Source organism: Paenibacillus sp. 01T431, from assembly GCF_056398625.1.
On record NZ_JBFTPT010000009.1, the window covers coordinates 35,068 to 53,999 of the forward strand.

General features: G+C 41.6%; 24 protein-coding genes. 17 read left to right on the forward strand and 7 right to left on the reverse strand.

Features of this window, described 5'->3' with window-relative positions; translation table 11 throughout:
• Nucleotides 1-390 precede the first annotated feature (390 nt).
• Nucleotides 391-729, forward strand: coding sequence for an S-Ena type endospore appendage (locus AC1DM9_RS17450; RefSeq protein WP_477581271.1), 339 nt, complete (start codon nucleotides 391-393; stop codon nucleotides 727-729).
• Nucleotides 730-784: 55 nt separating this feature from the next.
• Here AC1DM9_RS17450 and AC1DM9_RS17455 read toward each other — a convergent pair whose 3' ends face one another.
• Nucleotides 785-1,126, reverse strand: a complete 342-nt coding sequence (locus AC1DM9_RS17455) for a DUF3992 domain-containing protein (RefSeq protein WP_076270281.1) — start codon at nucleotides 1,124-1,126, stop codon at nucleotides 785-787.
• Between the two features lie 26 nt (nucleotides 1,127-1,152).
• Nucleotides 1,153-1,527, reverse strand: coding sequence for a DUF3992 domain-containing protein (locus AC1DM9_RS17460; RefSeq protein WP_441885457.1), 375 nt, complete (start codon nucleotides 1,525-1,527; stop codon nucleotides 1,153-1,155).
• Between the two features lie 1,059 nt (nucleotides 1,528-2,586).
• Between AC1DM9_RS17460 and AC1DM9_RS17465 the strand changes: the two genes are divergently transcribed.
• The 3 genes from AC1DM9_RS17465 (at nucleotide 2,587) to AC1DM9_RS17475 (ending at nucleotide 3,766) form a co-directional block, all read left to right on the forward strand.
• A complete protein-coding gene (locus tag AC1DM9_RS17465; protein WP_477510577.1) occupies nucleotides 2,587-2,781 on the forward strand; it encodes a transcription initiation factor TFIIIB in 195 nt (64 codons plus the stop codon).
• Nucleotides 2,782-2,983: 202 nt separating this feature from the next.
• A complete protein-coding gene (locus tag AC1DM9_RS17470; RefSeq protein WP_477581274.1) occupies nucleotides 2,984-3,250 on the forward strand; it encodes a hypothetical protein in 267 nt (88 codons plus the stop codon).
• A gap of 210 nt (nucleotides 3,251-3,460) precedes the next feature.
• Nucleotides 3,461-3,766 carry a YunC family protein gene (locus tag AC1DM9_RS17475; RefSeq protein ID WP_076270277.1) on the forward strand — a complete coding sequence of 102 codons (306 nt, stop codon included), beginning with the start codon at nucleotides 3,461-3,463 and terminating at the stop codon, nucleotides 3,764-3,766.
• Nucleotides 3,767-3,847: 81 nt separating this feature from the next.
• On the opposite strand, the gene mtnA is transcribed toward AC1DM9_RS17475, so the two are convergent.
• Both mtnA and mtnK read right to left on the reverse strand, forming a co-directional pair.
• Complete coding sequence (mtnA, locus tag AC1DM9_RS17480) at nucleotides 3,848-4,903, reverse strand: S-methyl-5-thioribose-1-phosphate isomerase (protein WP_477581276.1); 1,056 nt, start codon at nucleotides 4,901-4,903, stop codon at nucleotides 3,848-3,850.
• A 25-nt stretch (nucleotides 4,904-4,928) separates the two neighbouring features.
• Entirely contained in the window at nucleotides 4,929-6,140 is a 1,212-nt protein-coding gene (mtnK, locus tag AC1DM9_RS17485; RefSeq protein ID WP_477581278.1) for an S-methyl-5-thioribose kinase, read from the reverse strand.
• Nucleotides 6,141-6,284: 144 nt separating this feature from the next.
• On the opposite strand from mtnK, the gene AC1DM9_RS17490 reads away from it, so the two are divergent.
• From AC1DM9_RS17490 to sufB, 6 genes are all read left to right on the forward strand, one after another.
• The gene (locus AC1DM9_RS17490) at nucleotides 6,285-6,866 is read left to right on the forward strand and encodes a DUF1802 family protein (RefSeq protein ID WP_477581280.1); all 582 of its coding nucleotides are present in this window, start codon (nucleotides 6,285-6,287) and stop codon (nucleotides 6,864-6,866) included.
• A 282-nt stretch (nucleotides 6,867-7,148) separates the two neighbouring features.
• Entirely contained in the window at nucleotides 7,149-7,928 is a 780-nt protein-coding gene (sufC, locus tag AC1DM9_RS17495; protein ID WP_076270273.1) for a Fe-S cluster assembly ATPase SufC, read from the forward strand.
• Nucleotides 7,929-7,949: 21 nt separating this feature from the next.
• Nucleotides 7,950-9,257 (forward strand): Fe-S cluster assembly protein SufD, encoded by a 1,308-nt coding sequence (gene sufD / locus AC1DM9_RS17500; RefSeq protein ID WP_477581282.1) that lies wholly within the window; start codon nucleotides 7,950-7,952, stop codon nucleotides 9,255-9,257.
• Nucleotides 9,254-10,480, forward strand: coding sequence for a cysteine desulfurase (locus tag AC1DM9_RS17505; RefSeq protein WP_441885445.1), 1,227 nt, complete (start codon nucleotides 9,254-9,256; stop codon nucleotides 10,478-10,480). The genes sufD and AC1DM9_RS17505 overlap by 4 nt, the downstream gene beginning before the upstream one ends.
• Nucleotides 10,467-10,895 carry a Fe-S cluster assembly sulfur transfer protein SufU gene (gene sufU / locus AC1DM9_RS17510; RefSeq protein ID WP_076270270.1) on the forward strand — a complete coding sequence of 143 codons (429 nt, stop codon included), beginning with the start codon at nucleotides 10,467-10,469 and terminating at the stop codon, nucleotides 10,893-10,895. The genes AC1DM9_RS17505 and sufU overlap by 14 nt, the downstream gene beginning before the upstream one ends.
• Before the next feature lie 28 nt (nucleotides 10,896-10,923).
• On the forward strand, nucleotides 10,924-12,321 hold the full coding sequence (sufB, locus tag AC1DM9_RS17515) for a Fe-S cluster assembly protein SufB (RefSeq protein ID WP_076270269.1): 1,398 nt from the start codon (nucleotides 10,924-10,926) through the stop codon (nucleotides 12,319-12,321).
• A gap of 87 nt (nucleotides 12,322-12,408) precedes the next feature.
• Here sufB and AC1DM9_RS17520 read toward each other — a convergent pair whose 3' ends face one another.
• From AC1DM9_RS17520 to AC1DM9_RS17530, 3 genes are all read right to left on the reverse strand, one after another.
• Nucleotides 12,409-13,566, reverse strand: coding sequence for a tyrosine-type recombinase/integrase (locus tag AC1DM9_RS17520; RefSeq protein WP_477581284.1), 1,158 nt, complete (start codon nucleotides 13,564-13,566; stop codon nucleotides 12,409-12,411).
• Between the two features lie 100 nt (nucleotides 13,567-13,666).
• Entirely contained in the window at nucleotides 13,667-14,098 is a 432-nt protein-coding gene (locus AC1DM9_RS17525; protein ID WP_477581286.1) for an ImmA/IrrE family metallo-endopeptidase, read from the reverse strand.
• Between the two features lie 17 nt (nucleotides 14,099-14,115).
• Nucleotides 14,116-14,565 carry a helix-turn-helix domain-containing protein gene (locus tag AC1DM9_RS17530; protein WP_477581288.1) on the reverse strand — a complete coding sequence of 150 codons (450 nt, stop codon included), beginning with the start codon at nucleotides 14,563-14,565 and terminating at the stop codon, nucleotides 14,116-14,118.
• A 223-nt stretch (nucleotides 14,566-14,788) separates the two neighbouring features.
• Here AC1DM9_RS17530 and AC1DM9_RS17535 point away from each other — a divergent pair, with 223 nt between their 5' ends.
• The 7 genes from AC1DM9_RS17535 (at nucleotide 14,789) to dnaB (ending at nucleotide 18,929) form a co-directional block, all read left to right on the forward strand.
• Nucleotides 14,789-14,983, forward strand: a complete 195-nt coding sequence (locus AC1DM9_RS17535; RefSeq protein ID WP_477581290.1) for a helix-turn-helix domain-containing protein — start codon at nucleotides 14,789-14,791, stop codon at nucleotides 14,981-14,983.
• A gap of 37 nt (nucleotides 14,984-15,020) precedes the next feature.
• Nucleotides 15,021-15,284 (forward strand): group-specific protein, encoded by a 264-nt coding sequence (locus AC1DM9_RS17540; RefSeq protein ID WP_477581292.1) that lies wholly within the window; start codon nucleotides 15,021-15,023, stop codon nucleotides 15,282-15,284.
• 224 nt (nucleotides 15,285-15,508) lie between these two features.
• Nucleotides 15,509-15,742 (forward strand): hypothetical protein, encoded by a 234-nt coding sequence (locus AC1DM9_RS17545; RefSeq protein WP_477581294.1) that lies wholly within the window; start codon nucleotides 15,509-15,511, stop codon nucleotides 15,740-15,742.
• 108 nt (nucleotides 15,743-15,850) lie between these two features.
• Nucleotides 15,851-16,207: a hypothetical protein gene (locus AC1DM9_RS17550; protein ID WP_477581296.1), complete on the forward strand. Its 357-nt coding sequence runs from the start codon at nucleotides 15,851-15,853 to the stop codon at nucleotides 16,205-16,207.
• Nucleotides 16,208-16,236: 29 nt separating this feature from the next.
• Entirely contained in the window at nucleotides 16,237-17,199 is a 963-nt protein-coding gene (locus tag AC1DM9_RS17555) for a hypothetical protein (protein WP_477581298.1), read from the forward strand.
• A complete protein-coding gene (locus AC1DM9_RS17560) occupies nucleotides 17,147-17,524 on the forward strand; it encodes a hypothetical protein (RefSeq protein WP_477581300.1) in 378 nt (125 codons plus the stop codon). The genes AC1DM9_RS17555 and AC1DM9_RS17560 overlap by 53 nt, the downstream gene beginning before the upstream one ends.
• Complete coding sequence (dnaB, locus tag AC1DM9_RS17565) at nucleotides 17,481-18,929, forward strand: replicative DNA helicase (protein WP_477581302.1); 1,449 nt, start codon at nucleotides 17,481-17,483, stop codon at nucleotides 18,927-18,929. The genes AC1DM9_RS17560 and dnaB overlap by 44 nt, the downstream gene beginning before the upstream one ends.
• Nucleotides 18,930-18,932 lie beyond the last annotated feature (3 nt).

Consider the following 18,932-nt stretch of genomic DNA (forward strand, 5'->3'; position numbering starts at 1 on the left):
TCAAATCTACTAGGCATATGACTTCTTTTGGAATAAATTCAGATAATGTATAACCATGTGCCGGAAAGATACATTTAATATAAGTATGAACTGGAATATGGTTTTTTTGAAAGAGGGGGGAATATGCTGAAAAGGAGATTCTGTTCAAAGAAAAAGCCCTTATTTGAATCAATGAATGTTCTCATGGTGAAACCCTCTTTTATTCAAATAAATAAGCAAAAATCAAAATATATAATAAAGAAAAAATGCTGTAAAAAAAGAGCCCGAAGGAAGAGATGTTTCCCGATATTTCCGTGTCCTCCTAAGCGATGTCACAGGCCAAGACCGAGACCATGTCCAAGGCCTAGGCCGTGTCCTTGCCCGGATTCACCTTGCGTTGATCCTGCGACTATGCTGGTCGAAAAAGAATGCTGTGGAAATATATTACTTCAAGGTAAACTAACGGGACTTCAAATATGGGAAACAGATATTGAAGCAAAAGTTAAGGTGGCGCAAATTACTATATACTCGAGTCCATCGAGCACAGATCCTTTGGAAGTAGAAATTGTTGGTACAGAAACTAAACTAATGATTGTACCACCTGGTAATACGGTTAATTTTATTGGTGAAGGCATTAAATCTGTAAAAGTTTCTGCAAAAGGTAATGAGTTACTTTATATTGAAGGAAAATATGTAATTTCAACTACGATTGGTCTGCATTCAAACCCCATTCCATTAAATGAACAATAATAAAGGGTGGTTCTTCAATAAATGAAGAACCACCCTTTATTATTAAGTTATAAGATTAAAGACTATAACGGACAGTAATACAAAACTCCCCTTGTGCTGCTGCCGTCGTAGTTAAGGAAATGGTATTAAATCGTGCTACCGTAAATGATGCACTGCCTCCAACAGGAATAACTATGGTTTGAATAGCTGCTACGATTCCTGTTCTGAAGAAGTTTACTGTTAATGGTGCTGTACCGGTTTCATATTTAACATATCCTGTACCATTGATGGTTTGTGATATATTGTCCGAATAAATGATTTGGGTCCCAGCTGCAGCTAATTGCCAATTTGAGCACACTTTATCTTGCACAATGACTTTATCTGAGCAACAACTAAGTGTAGAATTTGTTTCACACATATTCCTTTATCCCTCCACTCATTATTTTATTGGACAGGGTAACGGGTAGTTATGCAGAACTCCCCTTGATAGGTACCTGGTGAAGCTGCTGGAAGCGTTATTTGAATGGCACTGAAGCGCCTATACGTAAAAGCAAGACTCGTTCCGGGAGAGAGTGTAAATGGAGCAGCATTGATTGGATTTCCCGTGCTGTCGAGAAAATCAAATGTAATATCATCTGGACCGATGTCGTATTGCAAATATCCAGTACCAACTATATTTTGGTTAATATTATTTGTGAAGACGACAACTAGGACATCAGCAGCGACAACGGTGCCACTCCATGGTGTACATACTTTATCTTGTACAAAGTTTTTATCAGCACAACAAGTTAAAGCAGTTGCAGAATTATTACAACCCATACCTAAATCCCTCCTATTTATAATTTCTAACTATTTAATGCAGGCATTAACCTGCCCGCTTGGACATCTGCCTGAGGTGAGAAATATCTTTTAAACAAGACGACATACGATCATGCAATTTCTATGGGTAATAGACTAGAGAGAGAAGAAGAACCATACAAAATGAAGATCGAAGGGATTTGTCATTGGAGAAACATAATTAGAGCCTAGCATTTTCAGAAGAATGCAGGAGCATAAATAAGCAAACATCCAATAATGCCAACTTACTTTTGCATATACTGATGTTGCAGTGCCTTGCTTTTTACATTATGTAAAAGAAGGGGGTCCAAAACCCTCGAAAAACACAAAAAAGCCCTATCATGACAGGCTTTCATTTGGTTTTTCATGATTATTATCTTAAATGAAAATTAAGTGTAAACTTTTTTAAATGACTAGTTTTTTACTAATCTTGAGACCAGTTTGTGAGTTTGTTGAGTTGAATTGTGATTGTGAGAAATATATGTAGCTGGCTTTCCACGTTTGAGGGGAGTCTTTTTTTGATTAATTTTGTTTCGACATAGTTTGAGACAAATTATATGCCAAATTGTATAATTATTGGAAAGTTAGGAAGGTTTGGTGAAATGGTTATTTCATAGGGAGGAGAAATGTTTTGAATGATGTAGATACATATAAAGGGTGCTGAGGAGCTTGAGTGAAGGTGACGATGTTGTAGTTATAGGAGGCCATAGGACGGCTTCTATATTGGTTATCAATTAGATGGGCATAAATTCTGGGAATTAACTGGTGTCTCTTTTTCGACTGAAGTATCTTCGTTAGAAGTCCGTAAATACAAATACCATTTAGCAGGACATTTGCATCATGCCATATTGCCGATTAGTAGGCTGCTATAAGTTAAAATGAAAAACATCCGAGTTTGTTAACCTGTTGATTTTCTTTTTTGAAGAGGTAAGGTGCAGGAGTGCCTGACGTATAAGTATAAGGATAGTAAGTATCCGTTTTGTTGTGATTAGTTTGATTAGAAAGGCAAGGAAAGGTTAATTTCAAAGGGAGAGGTTCGAGATGAAAAAAGAAGAAGTTTGTCCCGAATGTGGAGGAACCAACTTTGGGAAAGGTAAATCGCACGGTGAAGCCAGAGTATACCCTATGAAAAAAATACTAACATTAGGATCAGATGTTACTCATGTAATTTGTATGAAGTGTGGATATATTTTAAAAAGTTTTGTTATTGAGCCACATAAATTTGAGGATAAATAAAGTGAATATCGACATTTGCGAATATATTAAAACAAGTGTTTCATCGAAAACTCAACATGAAAGGAAATTATTGATGTAAGCAGGAGTTACGATAGATCATTGGGTCAATTTTCTCCCAATCATATAATGCAGATAGATAACTTCATTTGGACTTCAGTCGGGAGAGGTATATATCACGGTTTCATTTTAGGGAGATGAGGAGATGAAAATCAATAAGAAGTATAATTATTGGTTATTTTATTTTGACGAATCAAATGATGATGATAGGCAGCGTGTTGCTGCGATTTGGGATGGAGAATGGCGTGGCATAGAATTGCTGGATAAGTCTGATGCCGAATTGAAGGAATATCTGACAGAAGTAATTGATGATTACAATGTATACACAGGTGAAAAAATCAATAGAAATTTGATTGAACATGCTATAAATGAGATAAAGAAAATTAAAGAAGAGTTGAATTTTTTATGGTAATGAAAACTCTGTTTCATGTGGCTCCCAACATGCAACAAGAGCCGACAGTGCAGATTGATTCACTTATCAACTTGTGACCACATTTGTGATTTCACCCCTCAACCACTGCATAAATAAGCAAACATCCAACACTGCAAACTTACTTTTGCATATACTGATGTTGCAGTGCATTGCCTTTTACATTATGTAAAAGAAGGGGGTGGATCCTATATGATGCGGATGGTTCCTTTCACACTGGAGAATGGAGAAACCGTTCTTGGCGTTGAAGTGAAGCTGCCCAAAACAACTTTGCTCGCTATCATGACGGACAAAGGATATATTATGTGCGGTGCGCTTGATGTTTCTCTGCTTAATGAGCGACTCAAAGACCGGGAAATTATAGCTGGCAGAGCTGTCGGAGTAAAAACGTTGGAAGAGTTGATGGAAGCCCCTTTGGAATCCGTTACTTTAACAGCAGAGACAAAGGGTGTTGTAGTAGGCATGAAGGGCTCGGAAGCGCTCCAATTGATGCTTTAACCAAAAGAAAACAAAGAGCCCCAATCAAGCTGTACGCGTGAATGCCGCGAACAACAGATTAGGGCTTTTATTCTCTAATGATTATTCAAAAAGTTTGCGAAGATTAACATCGTATGGCGCTTGGACGATGCCTTTTTCAGTAATAATGGCTGTTACATATTCATTAGGCGTTACGTCGAAGGCCGGATTGTATACTTTAATGCCCTGAGGGGCTGTACGCTTGCCGAAGCCTTCTGTAATTTCTTCCGCATTGCGCTCTTCAATTGGAATTTCAGAACCAGTCGGCGTATTCAAATCAATTGTGGAAAGAGGACTCGCTACATAAAAAGGAATGCCGTGAGCTTTAGCTAGTACAGCTACGCTGTACGTTCCGATTTTGTTAGCTACATCACCGTTTGCAGCAACGCGGTCAGTACCTACGATAACCGCATCTACCCAGCCCTTAGCCATAATCATACCCGCCATGTTGTCGCAAATAAGCGTAACATCGACGCCTGCCTGCTGTAATTCAAATGCAGTTAACCGAGCGCCTTGAAGGACAGGACGCGTCTCGTCAGCATATACACGCAGTGTAATACCGCGTTCCAAGGCTAAGTAGAAGGGTGCAAGAGCTGTGCCGTATTTAGCCGTAGCCAAGCCGCCAGCATTACAGTGTGTCAATACACCCATATCATCTTTAAACAATGATAGTGCATGTTCACCGATCATTCTGTTTGTTTCTTCATCTTCGCTTTGAATCGCGATTGCTTCCGTTAGCAAAGCGGCTTTGCTTTCCTCAAGCGACAAGCCTTTCTCGATGTAAGAAGCGGCAGCTGCTTTCATGCGATCAAGTGCCCAGAACAAGTTAACAGCGGTTGGTCTTGAAGTCGCAAGATATTCTGCTTGCTTGACGACTTGCGCGAGCCATGCCTCAGTGGTTTGCTCATCTCGGCTGCCTAGAACGACTCCGTAAGCTGCTGAAATGCCGATGGCTGGAGCTCCGCGTACTTTTAAGTGGCGAATCGCTTCCCATACATCCTCTGCAGTCGTTAAAGGCAAATAAACGATTTCTTCTGGCAAAAGCCGTTGGTCAAGTAAATCAAGCCTGTCATCGGTCCAGATAACCGATTGCAAGCCAGCATAATTATTTGTTGTCATGGTGTCATTTCCTCTCTGTGTTCAATCATTTATTTGCAAGTGATAAGGTAACGTCAATAATTTCCTCAATGGATTGCGTATTGCGGTTGTTGCGAATCAGCGATGTTCCAATAGCAAGAGCGAGGCGCTGAGCTTTCTCTTTAGCAGCTGCATCAGGGATACGATCTACATCGATTACATGAGACAAACCAACGATTCGGCGTACGATTTTGCAGCCTGCAAAACCAACAGCGTCCTGCAGCAAACGATTCATATAGTAATCTTGATAGCCTGGTGTTGAAGAAGCAATACGATCAAGACCATGCTCATCCCATAATGCACGGAATTTTTGATCGAATAGATTCCACACATCACGCACCGAATCGGTCAAATAACGACGGAAGTCATTTCTCGTTTTTGTATCCGTGCTCCAATGCTCTTGCCCTGCAAAGTTGAGAAGCAAATTCGCAATAACAGCACCAATGTCGAAGCCAATTGGACCATAATAAGCGAATTCAGGATCGATGACCTTTGTAGATTCAGGCGTTACGAAAACACTGCCCGTATGAAGATCGCCATGCAACAGCGCTTGTGCATTTGTTAAAAATTTGTCACGCAGAATCGCTACTTCAAAATGAAGCTGTGAATCCTGCCAGAGCGCCTCAGCAGCATCTTGAATAGCTGGATCAAAGCTGTTGTTAGGCGAATTCGTATAAGGATCGTCGAATATAAGATCCTCTGTTATTTTACATAACTCAGGATTAATAAAAGCTTTTACGCGCTGCTTCTTTTCCTGCTGGTTCATGCCAAGATCAGAGGTGAAAAATAAAGTCCGCGCCATAAATGTTGAAATATCGTCCGCGAATTTAGGATAGCGTGTTCCGCCAATCAACCCTTGACGCATAATAATATGATCGCTGAGATCCTCCATTATGGTGAGATAGAGCTCTGGGTCATATTTATAAACGTTTGGAACAAGTCCAGGAGCAAGCTCGCCTTCCAAAATAAGCTTATCACTTTCAATACGTGCACGATCGAGTGTAAGCGGCCAAGACTCACCAACAACTTTAGCATAAGGAAGCGCCTGTTTCATAATAAGGCTCTTGCCGCTGCTAGAATCAACGATGTGGAAAACCAAGTTTAAATTACCGTCCCCAATTTCTCGGCTGGTTAAACTTGCTCCCTCTGGGAAATAACCGTCAAGCGAAAGAGCTATTTGAATGGCTTCTTGTTCTGATAATGGATGATATGCAGACACGGCTGTCCACCTCCGGTTTATAGTAGTTGGGCAGCAATGCCCAGTATTCATCTCAACATAGTATAATGTATATTATTTCGCCTTGGAATACCCTCATTTGATATAATGTTATCAATTATAGACAAGTTGGATGGAGGAAGTATAGTGACTGCACAAAAAGAACAACAGTCGATCGCTTTGAAAGAGTGGGCTGTCAGTGTAAAAGCGCTCGCAGAGGGGCAGCAAATTATCGTTATGCGTAAAGGCGGAATCATTGAAGAAACGCGAGATTTTCAGCTTATTAGCCCTAGCTTTTATTTAATGCCTGCTTACGAGCACCAGAAGAAACATCTTCTAAAGGAGCAATATGTTGACGGTTTGGATGAAACGTTAGCGAATTGGTCGATAGACATGGAAACGATTAAGCTAGAAGCTTACGCTGAGGTCGTTGAAGATATTGAAGTAACGGATCAAGAAACACTCGATCGTTTACGCGATTTGCATATATGGACAGATACGTTTGCAGAGGAAAGATTGCGCTGGAAAAAAACCAAGCCGCTGCATGTTTTATTGCTCCGTGTTTACCGATTGGAGACGCCTTTGGAAATTTCGATGAGGCCTGCTTATAATGGATGCAAATCTTGGGTAAGAATGGAAGATGAAATGCCATCTCCAAAAATGTTGCCTGTACTGGATGAAGAAACATTTCTGTCAGAAGTTCAAAAAATTAAAAATGCATTGGCATAAAAGATTTATTTTGATCAAAGGATCTTACGAGGAAAACCCATCTAATTGCCGATTAAAGGTGAAATAGGAGAAATATAAGCCGAAATCAACCTTTAGCTTTTCGTTTTATATCTACAATAAAAAGACATTATCAATGAATCAAAGACATCTCACATTGATTTATAACAAAAACTATATTAAAATGATTATTGAGAATCATTGAGAATCACTCTATAATAGAAAGTCTATTATTTATAGAAGTGACTGAGCGAATTAAACCAACCTTGGAGGGATCAGCATATTATGTCTACTCATTTTGTCATTGATGGTCTGAAAGCGGCTATCGACGGAAAAGAGATTTTGAAAGGTATTAACCTAGAAATTAAAGGTGGAGAAATTCACGCGATCATGGGCCCGAACGGTACCGGTAAATCTACACTGGCATCCGCTTTGATGGGACATCCTAAATATGAAGTAACAGAAGGAACGGCAGTACTAGATGGCGCTGACATCCTTGAAATGGGTGTTGACGAGCGCGCGCTTGCTGGTTTGTTTCTTGCAATGCAATATCCAAGTGAAATTCCAGGCGTAACGAACTCTGACTTTCTACGCAGTGCGCTAAATGCACGTCTTGGCGAAGGCAATGAAATCTCGTTGATTAAATTCATTCGCAAAATGGAAAGCAAAATGAAAGAGCTTGAAATGAATGCTGAATTCGCTCACCGTTACCTTAACGAAGGTTTCTCAGGCGGCGAGAAAAAACGTAACGAAATTTTGCAAATGATGCTTCTTGATCCAAAAATCGTTGTTCTTGATGAGATCGATTCAGGTCTTGACATAGATGCACTTCGTATCGTATCACAAGGCGTAAATGCTATGCGTTCGGAAGATCGCGGTTTCCTTATCATCACTCACTATCAGCGTTTGCTTAACTATATTACTCCGGACTATGTACATGTTATGATGCAAGGCCGCATCGTTAAATCGGGTGGTCCTGAGCTGGCTGAGCGTTTGGAAAACGAAGGTTATGATTGGGTAAAAGAAGAGCTTGGAATCGAAGATGAAACGGTCGGTCAGGCTTAAGCAGAGAAGGGGGCAAAACGGATGAGTACACAACTATCAACGCAGGCCAACCGTCAAGCTGCTGAAGCGCTGGCACGTAGTAAAGGCGAGTCGAACTGGCTTGTTGAACTGCGCGGAGAAGCGGCAGACCTTGCCGGAACACTCGGATGGCCTAAGCCGGAGAAGGTTCGTATTGAACGGTGGAATTTGACGGCACTAGGAAACTACGAGCAACCGACAACGGTTGGAGCAATTAGCGAACTTCCACAAGCTATTCGTGAATTGATCACAGAAGGAACTGAAAATTTGCTTGTTCAACGTAATTCCGGCATCGTATGGAATCAGTTTTCAAACGAATTGGCTAGCAAAGGCGTTATTTTCACAGATTTGGAGACGGCATGCAAAGAGCATGGCGACCTCGTTCAAAAATATTTGTTCCAAGCAGTAGCGAAGGACGAAGATAAGCTTACAGCACTTCATGCAGCACTTTGGAACGGCGGCGTATTCGTTTACGTTCCTAAAGATGTTGAAGTTGAGCTGCCGCTACAAGCGATTTTCTACAATGATAATGCTGAAGCGACATTTGCTCCGCATATCTTGATCGTAGCGGACAATAATAGCCGAGTGACATATGTGGATTGTGTTGTATCCGAACCGGGAGCAAGCAGTGCTCCTTTCGTACATCCATCTGTTGTTGAAGTGTTCGTGAAGCCAGGCGCTCATGTTCGTTTCAGCTCCATTCACCATATGGCTGAGACTGGCGTGGATATGTCAATCCGTCGTTCGGTTATTGAAAATGACGGCCAAATGGAATGGATTATCGGTGATTTGAATGACGGAAATACGTTGTCAGACACGAAATCCATGTTGAAGGGCACAGGCTCTACTTCTGATGCAAAAGTAATCAGCGTAGGCAAAAACGCTCAACAAAACAGCTTGACGACGCAAGCTGTTCACTTCGGCAAAAGCTCCGACAGCAACATGGTAACACGTGCAGTAATGAAGGATTCCGCTTCAGCGATCATTAACGGAATTACAAAAATCGAGAAGGGTGCGACGAAAGCGAACGGTGTACAAACCGAGAAGGTGCTCATGCTGAGCCCTAAAGCGCGCGGCGATGCCAATCCGATTTTGCTTATAGATGAAGATGATGTAACAGCAGGCCACGCAGCAAGCGTGGGGCAAGTAAACCCTGAGCAGGTATATTACCTAATGTCTCGCGGTATATCTAAGCAAGACGCTGAACGTCTAATTATTTACGGCTTTTTGGCTCCAGTCGTATCGGAAATTCCAGTCGAGGCGGTACGCGGTCAGCTTCAGCGTTTGCTCGAAAGGAAGCTAGAGGGATGAATATAAATGCGATTCGGGAGCAGTTCCCGATATTGCATCAAGAAATAAACGGGCACCCGCTCGTTTATCTGGACAGCGCGGCATCTTCGCAGAAGCCGCGCTCCGTCATTGATGCGGTTAATCGGTACTATGAGCTGGATAACGCGAACGTTCATCGCGGTGTGCATACACTTGGTTCCAGGGCGACTGATGCCTATGAGGGAGCGCGCGAGAAGGTAGCGAAGTTTCTGAATGCGGGAGCACCGGAGCAAATTATTTTCACACGCGGTACTACAACAGCACTAAACTTGGTTGCTTCAAGCTATGCACGCAGTGTATGCGGTGAAGGTGATGAAATTGTCATCACACCGATGGAGCATCACAGTAATTTAATTCCGTGGCAGCAGGCTGCTAAGGCCACTGGCGCAACGTTGAAATATATCCCGATGCAGCCCGATGGTACCATTTCTCTTGAGGATATTGAGAAAACGATCACTCCACAGACGAAGGTGGTTTCCATCACTTACGTCTCGAACGTGCTCGGTCTCATAAATCCGATTAAAGAAATTACCCGAATTGCGCATCGTAACGGTGCCATTATGGTCGTGGATGGTGCTCAGAGCACACCGCATATGAAGATCGATCTCCAAGATTTGGATGTTGATTTTTATGCTTTTTCTGGTCATAAAATGTGTGGTCCTACCGGCATCGGCGCATTATATGGCAAGAAGGCACTGCTTAACAAGATGGAGCCGATTGAGTATGGCGGCGAGATGATTGATTTTGTTGATCTTTATGAGTCTACGTGGAAAGAGATTCCGTACCGCTTTGAAGGAGGCACTCCCATTATTGCGGGTGCGGTTGGACTCGGTGCTGCAATTGACTTCCTACAAGAAATTGGACTAGATGAAATTGATCAGCATGAGAGACGTTTAGCCACATATGCTTACGAGAAGCTATCTTCGCTGGAAGGCATCACATTGTACGGTCCGAAGCAAAATCGTGTAGGACTCATCACATTCAACTTGGATGATGTACATCCGCATGATGTTGCGACCGTGCTTGATTCCAAAGGCATTGCGATTCGTGCAGGCCATCACTGCTGCCAGCCGCTAATGCGTTGGTTGAATGTATCGGCAACGGCAAGAGCAAGCTTTTATTTATATAATACTGAAGATGAAATTGACCGCTTAGCCGATGCCTTACTACAAACAAAGGAGTTCTTCGGTCATGCAATTGGATGATTTATATCGCAGAGTCATTATGGATCATTATAAAAACCCTCGAAATCGCGGTACCTTGGATGAAGAATCAGTTACCATCAACCTGAATAACCCTACCTGTGGCGATCGTATTTCGCTGCAGCTGCAGGTCGTAGACGGCCAAGTTGCCAATGCGAAGTTCAGTGGTGAAGGCTGTTCGATCAGCATGAGCTCTGCATCGATGATGACAGAGGCGATAAAAGGAAAAACATTTGATGAGGCGCTTGCCATGGCTGAGAAATTCTCAGCTCTAATGAAAGGCGAACCGGTTGAATTTGATGAATATGAGGAATTGGATGCACTTTCTGGTGTGAACAAATTTCCTGCAAGAATTAAGTGTGCGACACTAGCGTGGAACGCCTTACGCAAAGGGATCGAGCAGCAAGAATCACATTAAACTAGATTTATGAGGAGCGTGAATGACCATGGCTAAATCAATGCCGGAAATGGAAGATTATAAGTATGGTTTCCGTGACGAGCACAAAGCCGTATTCGAATCAGGCAAAGGTTTAACGGAAGAAATCGTACGTACGATTTCGGATATTAAAGGTGAGCCGGAGTGGATGCTGGATTTCCGCTTGAAATCACTGGAGCAATTTTTCAAAATGCCGATGCCTAAATGGGGCGGCAACATGGATGAGCTTGATTTTGACGACATCCAATATTATGTTCGTGCTTCAGACAAGCAAGGGAAAACATGGGAGGAAGTTCCTTCCGAAATTAAAGAAACATTCGACAAGCTGGGTATTCCAGAAGCTGAGCAAAAGTTTCTAGCCGGCGTATCGGCTCAATATGAGTCCGAGGTCGTTTATCACAGCATGCAAGAGGATCTTGAGAAGCAAGGCGTTATCTTCACAGATACGGATACTGCGCTTCGTGAGTATCCTGAGCTTATGAAAGAATATTTCGGAACGATTATTCCTCCGAATGACAATAAATTTGCTGCTTTGAACAGTGCGGTATGGTCAGGCGGAAGCTTTATCTACGTACCAAAAGGCGTAAAATGCGAAGTGCCTTTGCAGGCATACTTCCGTATTAACTCCGAGAACATGGGTCAATTTGAGCGTACGCTTATTATTGCCGATGAAGACAGCTCCGTTCACTATGTAGAAGGCTGTACAGCTCCCGTTTACAGCACAAACTCTTTGCACAGTGCGGTAGTTGAAATCTTGGTTAAGAAAAATGCACGCGTTCGTTACACTACGATTCAAAACTGGGCACCGAATATCTACAACCTGGTTACTAAACGTGCGGTAGCTGATGAGAATGCTACGATGGAATGGGTAGATGGAAACATCGGCTCCAAGCTGACGATGAAGTACCCAGCTGTTGTCCTTCGCGGTCGCGGCGCAAAAGGTATGGTATTGTCCATTGCCGTTGCCGGCAAAGGCCAGCATCAGGATGCAGGGGCAAAAATGACTCACCTTGCACCAGATACGAGCTCGACAATTATTTCCAAATCAATCAGTAAGCACGGCGGTAAAGTAACATACCGTGGTCTTGCATCCTTCGGACGCAACTCCGACGGCGCGAAAGCTAATATCAAATGTGATACGCTTATTCTCGATAACGAATCAACGTCAGATACGATTCCTTATAACGAGATTTTGAACGATAACATCACACTTGAGCATGAAGCAACAGTGTCGAAGGTTTCTGAAGATCAACTGTTCTACCTCATGAGCCGTGGTCTGAGCGAAGCGGAAGCAACGCAAATGATCGTAATGGGCTTCATCGAGCCGTTCACGAAAGAACTGCCGATGGAATATGCGGTAGAGATGAACCGTTTGATCAAGTTCGAGATGGAAGGCAGTATAGGGTAATACCCCAAAACCCTTGCTACAACAAGGGTTTTGGGTTTTAAATACAACGGCTGAAATTGTTTGTGCCGATTTCATGCCGATACAAAATTATCTTTTAGTGTAGGAGGCGAACTTTTTCAGTTCGTCTTCTTCTATTTTTTGGGTGATTGAAAGGTAAGTATCTGCAGTTGTTTTGATTGACTTGTGTCCCAGTCGCTTTGAGACGAAGACTAGGCTTGCACCAGCTTCTAAAAGGAGGACCGCGTGGGTATGCCTGAATCCGTGAGTCCCTTTGTACTCAACGTCCGCTTTTCTACAATAATCTTTGATACAATCTCGAATTGTCGAAGGCGTTAAATAGTTACCCAAATAATTTTGGAAGATTATTTGATCGCTGTTTTGTTGGAAGGACACATCCCCTAAAATCAATTCGTTTTGTTTAACTTTAAACTTTCTAAGTTCCTTTAAAATACTATCGTTCAAACCAATTGTTCTGTATGATGATGTGTTTTTAAGAGAGGTTAGTTCTAGGTTGTTATTATCATCTCTGCTTGTTTGCCTTTCAACTTTTAATTGATTCCCCTCTATGTCAGACCAACGTAATGCTAATGCTTCACTTATTCTTAAACCCGACTGACTCAAAAAACACATTAAAGTGTAGTATATTGAATAGTCTTCAAACCTTTGATGTTTGTAATTTCTCATAAATTCAAGAAGCTTGTTTAACTCTTCTAGTGAGAAAAACTTAATCTTCTGTTTTTGCTCCGTTGAGTCTTTAACAGGAACTTTAAGTCGATCAGAGGGACTCTTCTCTAAAATTTCTAGTTCATGGACAGCATAATAGAAGATGCTTTTCATGACGGATAAAAATTTTAGGCATGACCCAAACGAGTATTTTCGCTTACCATCTGTATCGAGTTTATCCACATAAGTTTGAATCCAACTCTTAATATCGCTTCTACGAATCTTCATAATTCGTTTGTTCTCAAAACTCGGCTTTATGTGGAGGCGAATAATAACCGCAAGCTGCTTGAGAGTAGATCCTTTAAGTTCGTGACTTTTATGATTGAAATACTCGTCGACCACTTCTCCAAAAAGCATATTACGATCATTGAGATTTTGACCGTAATAGATTCTTTCCTCGACCTTCCCTGCTTCTATTTCTGCTTCTTTTTTTGTTCGAAATGTGCCGATACTAAATTCTTCTCCGTCTTTCGAAACGCGAGCTTGCCATTTACCGCTGGGTAACTTACGAAAAGTTGCCATTTTAACACTCCTTAAGAACGTATGTTCTATTTTATTCGTATATAAACAGCCTTACGACTGATAAGCGCGAAAGGTTAGATTTATGTATATTGATAGTTTTTTAGAGAATTATTCCGGGGGGTTTTTTTAAGTAAACAACTTCTTCAGGAACCCCGCAATATGCAGCAGCCTCGTAAATGGTCATCCCTTCAAGCAGTAATTCATCTTGTAAAAGTAATTCAACAGCAAATTGATTTGCTTGCTTTTCAATTTTATCTACAGATTGTAGTGTGTTAGCCCGAAGAAAAGGGGTGCTAATCTCTTTATGTAGGAGCCGATGACCCAGTTCGTGAGCAGATGCGTAAATTTGGTTAGGTTTGGATATCGTATTGTTAATATGAATACATGGAATACGAAAGATATTTGTATAGTAGCCCCAAGTGTTAATTCCAAGATTTTCAAAAAGCAAAACAATACCCAAATTGTGAATTAGTTTAATCGGGTCGTTCGTCTTATATCGTTTGATTAGCCGAGTAGCTAAACGCTTCTCCATTGATTTCCCCCCACAGGCTATCCTTCATCTCTGTATTTCTTAGGTGTGAATTTTTTTTTCGCCATCTGTTTTGACATACGAAGCGTATTTTCCAGAGAAATACGTAACAATTCTCTATCCTCTTCGTCCATAGGTTCGCCCATGAACTGGAATGATTGCTTGTTGCTCCCTAAACCTTCCATCATCTCTTCTAACATTTTAGCTATATCATGCTCGTCTTTGTCATTTAAAGAATAATAGGGTTTTGGTGTCTGAATATGATTATCTTCTTCTTTTCCAAGAAGGTAGTCCACTGATACATTAAATATTTTAGCCAATTGAACAGCGTTATCAGCACTTAGATTTTTCTTTCCTTTTTCTATGTCGTAGTAGTATTGAGGCGAAATTCCTAGTTTCTCTGCAACTTCAACACCACTCAGCTTCTTCTGATTACGTATTTCTCTAATTCTGTATTCAGGCTGTACCACTTATAACATCTCCTTAAACCGATTGATTAAACTATATCAACTAATAGCTTAAAAAACAACAATCAAATAGCTGAATAATTGAGCATATTAGAGTATTTTAAAGCAAATAGATTAAACAATAGGCTTAATGCTTAAAAATGGTCAAATATTAATCAATTTGCTTAATTATGCTATTTGATTAAATTAATCTATTAGATTAATATTTACTTAGGAGGTGATGACGATGAGATTCTCATCCAAAGTAAAAAAAGTTTTAACAGAGAAAGATATGAACCCTTCTGCGCTGGCGAGATTGACAGGTTATTCTCCTCAATACATCCACGATTTACTCAAGGGCGGAAAGCGGTGGAACGAGGATTCTATGAGTAAAGTTTGTGATGCATTGGGTCTTGAAATGACTTTCTCCCAGAAAATATAAATCGTGATGAGACAATTAGCGTAGGAGGTGCAACCTTATGTTCAAAATTGAAGTGGACGAATCTGAAATTGCTAATATGATTCGTGAACAGGTCTCGAAGGTTGTTCAACAAATCGATAATGAACTTGTATATTGGGATACTGCCGAATTAAAGCGGAGGACATGTATGAGTTGGAATACCATTCAAGATAATTTCTTTTTTGATCCTCGCTTCCCAAAACATAAAGTTGGCACAAAGTGGTATTATCCCGTTCGTGAATTAAGAATCTTTTTGGAACAGTGGATAAAAGAACAGACGTAACAAATTCGTTATCATTTTGTTTTCCTTTTCAAAGAAACCTCGTATTTATGCCGCGGTAATCAAACCTTCAAGGCTCCCAGCCGCTTTTGTGTTTAGAGTGAAAGTAACTTAAGGAGGGGTAATGTGTCGCTAGAAGTATTGGCGCGGCTGTGGTTTGAGCGTAGCCCTTCACAACACACTGTAATCGTTAAAAATCTCATTCGGAAATCGAGAGGAGGGTTAAAGTGGGAAAACTCAGAAAAGTAAGTGAGTGTGAGCTGCGAGAGGCGCTTAAAGGCGATGATGAATTAAGCAGACGCTTTAAAGGTTACACAACCAAAGTGCAAAAGAAGATTATTGAAATCGGAGTTTTGATAAGCGATGTCTTTGAATCAGAAGAAGAGTTTAATAGTTTTTTTCAACAACATCTGAACGAAAAAAATCACAATCACGCCCCGTCCAAGGAAATGTGTTTGTGATTATCCAACAGACCGCAAAGGCCCTTATATGCCCTTATTCTACATAATATCAGTCATGAAAGCAAGAGGGTTCTTTGCGGATAACCGAAGGGAAGGTTGTCCATGCAGATGAAAACGGAAGCGGATGGATATGATATCCTCCTTAATTGCTATAGAACGCCTGTATTTAAAGCACAAGGTAATCCTGGAAAGTTAGCTACCTGTTTCAAGACGGTATCTCATGCACTGGATGAAACCTTTTATAATTTTGATGAAGAAAGCTTTAAAGCAGACGTTCATCGCGTATCCCTTGCTGCATTTATTGGAGCATGTAAAGAGTACTATGCCGAGGCTGAACAATCAGCAACAATCATTGCAGCAGTCGATATGCGAACGGGTTTAAGTAAAATATCATTCAGATTCAACTGCAACAATACAATCAATTTTGACCTATGCGATGGTGTGGAATCAGATTGGGTCCATTAATATGAATCTCTGTAAGTAGGTGAAAACCATTGACAGAACCTTTAATACCAGGCGGATGTATCCTGCTGGCTAGGAAAGTCATCGAAAGTGAAATCTGGGAGAAACCGCCTTTGTACTTAAAGGTTTGGATATTTCTCCTCACTACGGCACAACACTCGAATTACAAGAGTTTAAAGCGCGGACAGGTGTCTACGTCCATTCCCGAAATCATTGAGGGAGTGAAGTGGAAGGTCGGGGCCCGCGTTGAAAGACCGACAAAAGATCAGGTTTTTCAGGTTTTAGAGTTTTTACGCGGTAAAGCGATGAAATCTAAACGAAGCCCCGACGAAGACAACTTGAAAGCAACGATGATTACGACAACGAAAGCAACGCACTCGTTGCTTGTAACTATTGATAACTACAACGTTTATCAGGATTTCAAGAGTTACGAAAGCAACGACGAGGGCAATGACGAAACAGGTGCGAAAGCAACGCGAAAGCAACGACAACCCTCCAATATAAACAAGAATGTAAAGAATGAAAAGAATGTTAAAGATAAAAAGACTTCTTCTCGGCAATCAAAATCGTATGCCGAGGACGATAGCTATTATTTGATGGCAGTCTACTTTTACGAAAAGCTAATGTCGTATGTGGAGAAGATTGGCAAGGCACATCTGATTCGAAATTCAAACATGCAAAAGTGGGCGGACGATTTTCGGAAGATCATCGAGATTGACGAGCGACCAAAACAGGAAGTTGGAGAGGTAATCAACTGGGCACTTGCAGATTCGTTTTGGCAGCAGAACATTTTAAGTCCAGACAAGCTTCGGAAGAAGTACACGGAGCTATGCGTAAAAACAAGCGCTGCTGGCGCTAAAAAGCCGACACCGCTAGACGCGAATGAGAAACACTTTGAAAAAAATAAAGAACAGGTTCGAAAACTCAAGGAGGCGATGGAGCGTGAAGGAATCGGAGATCAGAATGCTATTCATAAAGATCAGCAATTTTTATAATACCTTCGCTTACGACGATCTCAAGGTTCAGGAATGGCAAGAGATTCTCGAAGGCGTAACATACAACCGCGCGGTAGCTAACTTGAAAAAGCATACGCTTAACCCATCGAATGAGTTTCCTCCACACCCTGGAAAGTTGGCTGTCATGCCAGCGCAACAAAATTCAGGTCCAGCTATTCCAAACGCCGAGGAAACACGTCAGATGCTCAAGGATCGCGACGAGGCGTACAGTTTGAAGGCCATTATAATGCCTGATTTTGTAAAGGAGGCAGCTAAGCAAATTGGACAATCTACAAGCCCAGCCGGTCATAAAACCACTTCCTGAGAACTTCGAGGCGGAGCAAGCTGTTTTAGGTGCAATTCTCATTGACTCTCAATCATCCGTTGATGAGTGCATGTCGAGACTTCGCGGAAGCGAATTTACAAATATCAAACATCGAAGAATATTCAAGGCGATTCAAGAGGTTTTTGAGGATGGACAACCTGTTGACCTAGTGACCATCGTAGAGCGATTGCGAGTTAAAGGTTGGCTCGAAGAGGACTCTGTCAGTTACCTGACCAAAGTAGCTAATGCAACGCCAACAGCGTCAAATGTCGGGTATTACATCGGCATCGTGAAAGAAGTGGATGCTCAGCGTCATCTCATAACAGAGCTTGAAGAGCAGCTGGAGCAAGCAAGAAACTTAGTCCGTCCGAACGAGGTTATAGCGTCAGCACAGTCTAGATTGGAAGCCATAGCCGAGCAAACCACGGTCAAGAAGAAATATCGGAAAATCAAAGATATACTGCCAGAGGTTTTCGAAGACCTAGAACATAAGTTCACCAATCAAGGAAATGGCGGGATCACAGGTGTATCATCTGGCTTTACTGATTTAGATAAAATGACATCAGGGTTCCAAAAGAGCGACTTAATCATTATGGGTGCTCGTCCATCAGTGGGCAAAACAGCTCTTGCTCTTAACGTAGCAGCAAATGCAGCAGTAGCGCTAAAAATGATTAGTAAAGCAGCAGTCGCTGTGTTTAGTCTCGAAATGTCCGAGAAACAATTGGTAAACCGTATGTTATGTGCAGAAGGACTTGTTGATGCTTCAAGATTCAGAACTGGGCATTTACAAGGCGATGACTGGGAAAAGGTCACAATGGCAATGGGCATGCTTTCGGAGCTTCCAATTATTATTGACGACACGCCAGCTATAACCGTGGCAGAGATCAGATCCAAGTGCCGCAAAATCAAGAGGGAGCAAGGACTTGGGTTAATTGTCATAGATTATTTGCAGCTTGTTGCAGGGCGAGGTAGGGCAGGGGAGAGCCGTAACGAGGAAGTCAGTTATATTTCACGGACGCTCAAGCTCATTGCTAGAGAACTTGATTGTCCAGTTATAGCGTTATCGCAACTAAGTCGAGCAGTAGAGCAGCGGCAGGACAAACGTCCAATGCTTTCAGACCTTCGTGACTCAGGTTCAATCGAGCAGGACGCAGATATAATAACTTTCTTGTACCGAGATGACTATTACGATAAAGAATCTGAGAAGAAGGGCATAATCGAAATCATCATTGCGAAACAGCGCAATGGACCTACTGGGACAGTGGAACTTGTATTCCTTAAACAATTCAATAAATTCGTGAGCTTGAATAGATCGCACCAAGAAGAATCAACATTCACTTCACCGCCAGCAAAGCAACAGAATAACAATTCTAATGTTTCACCATTCAATTCGAAAAGGAGATAACCA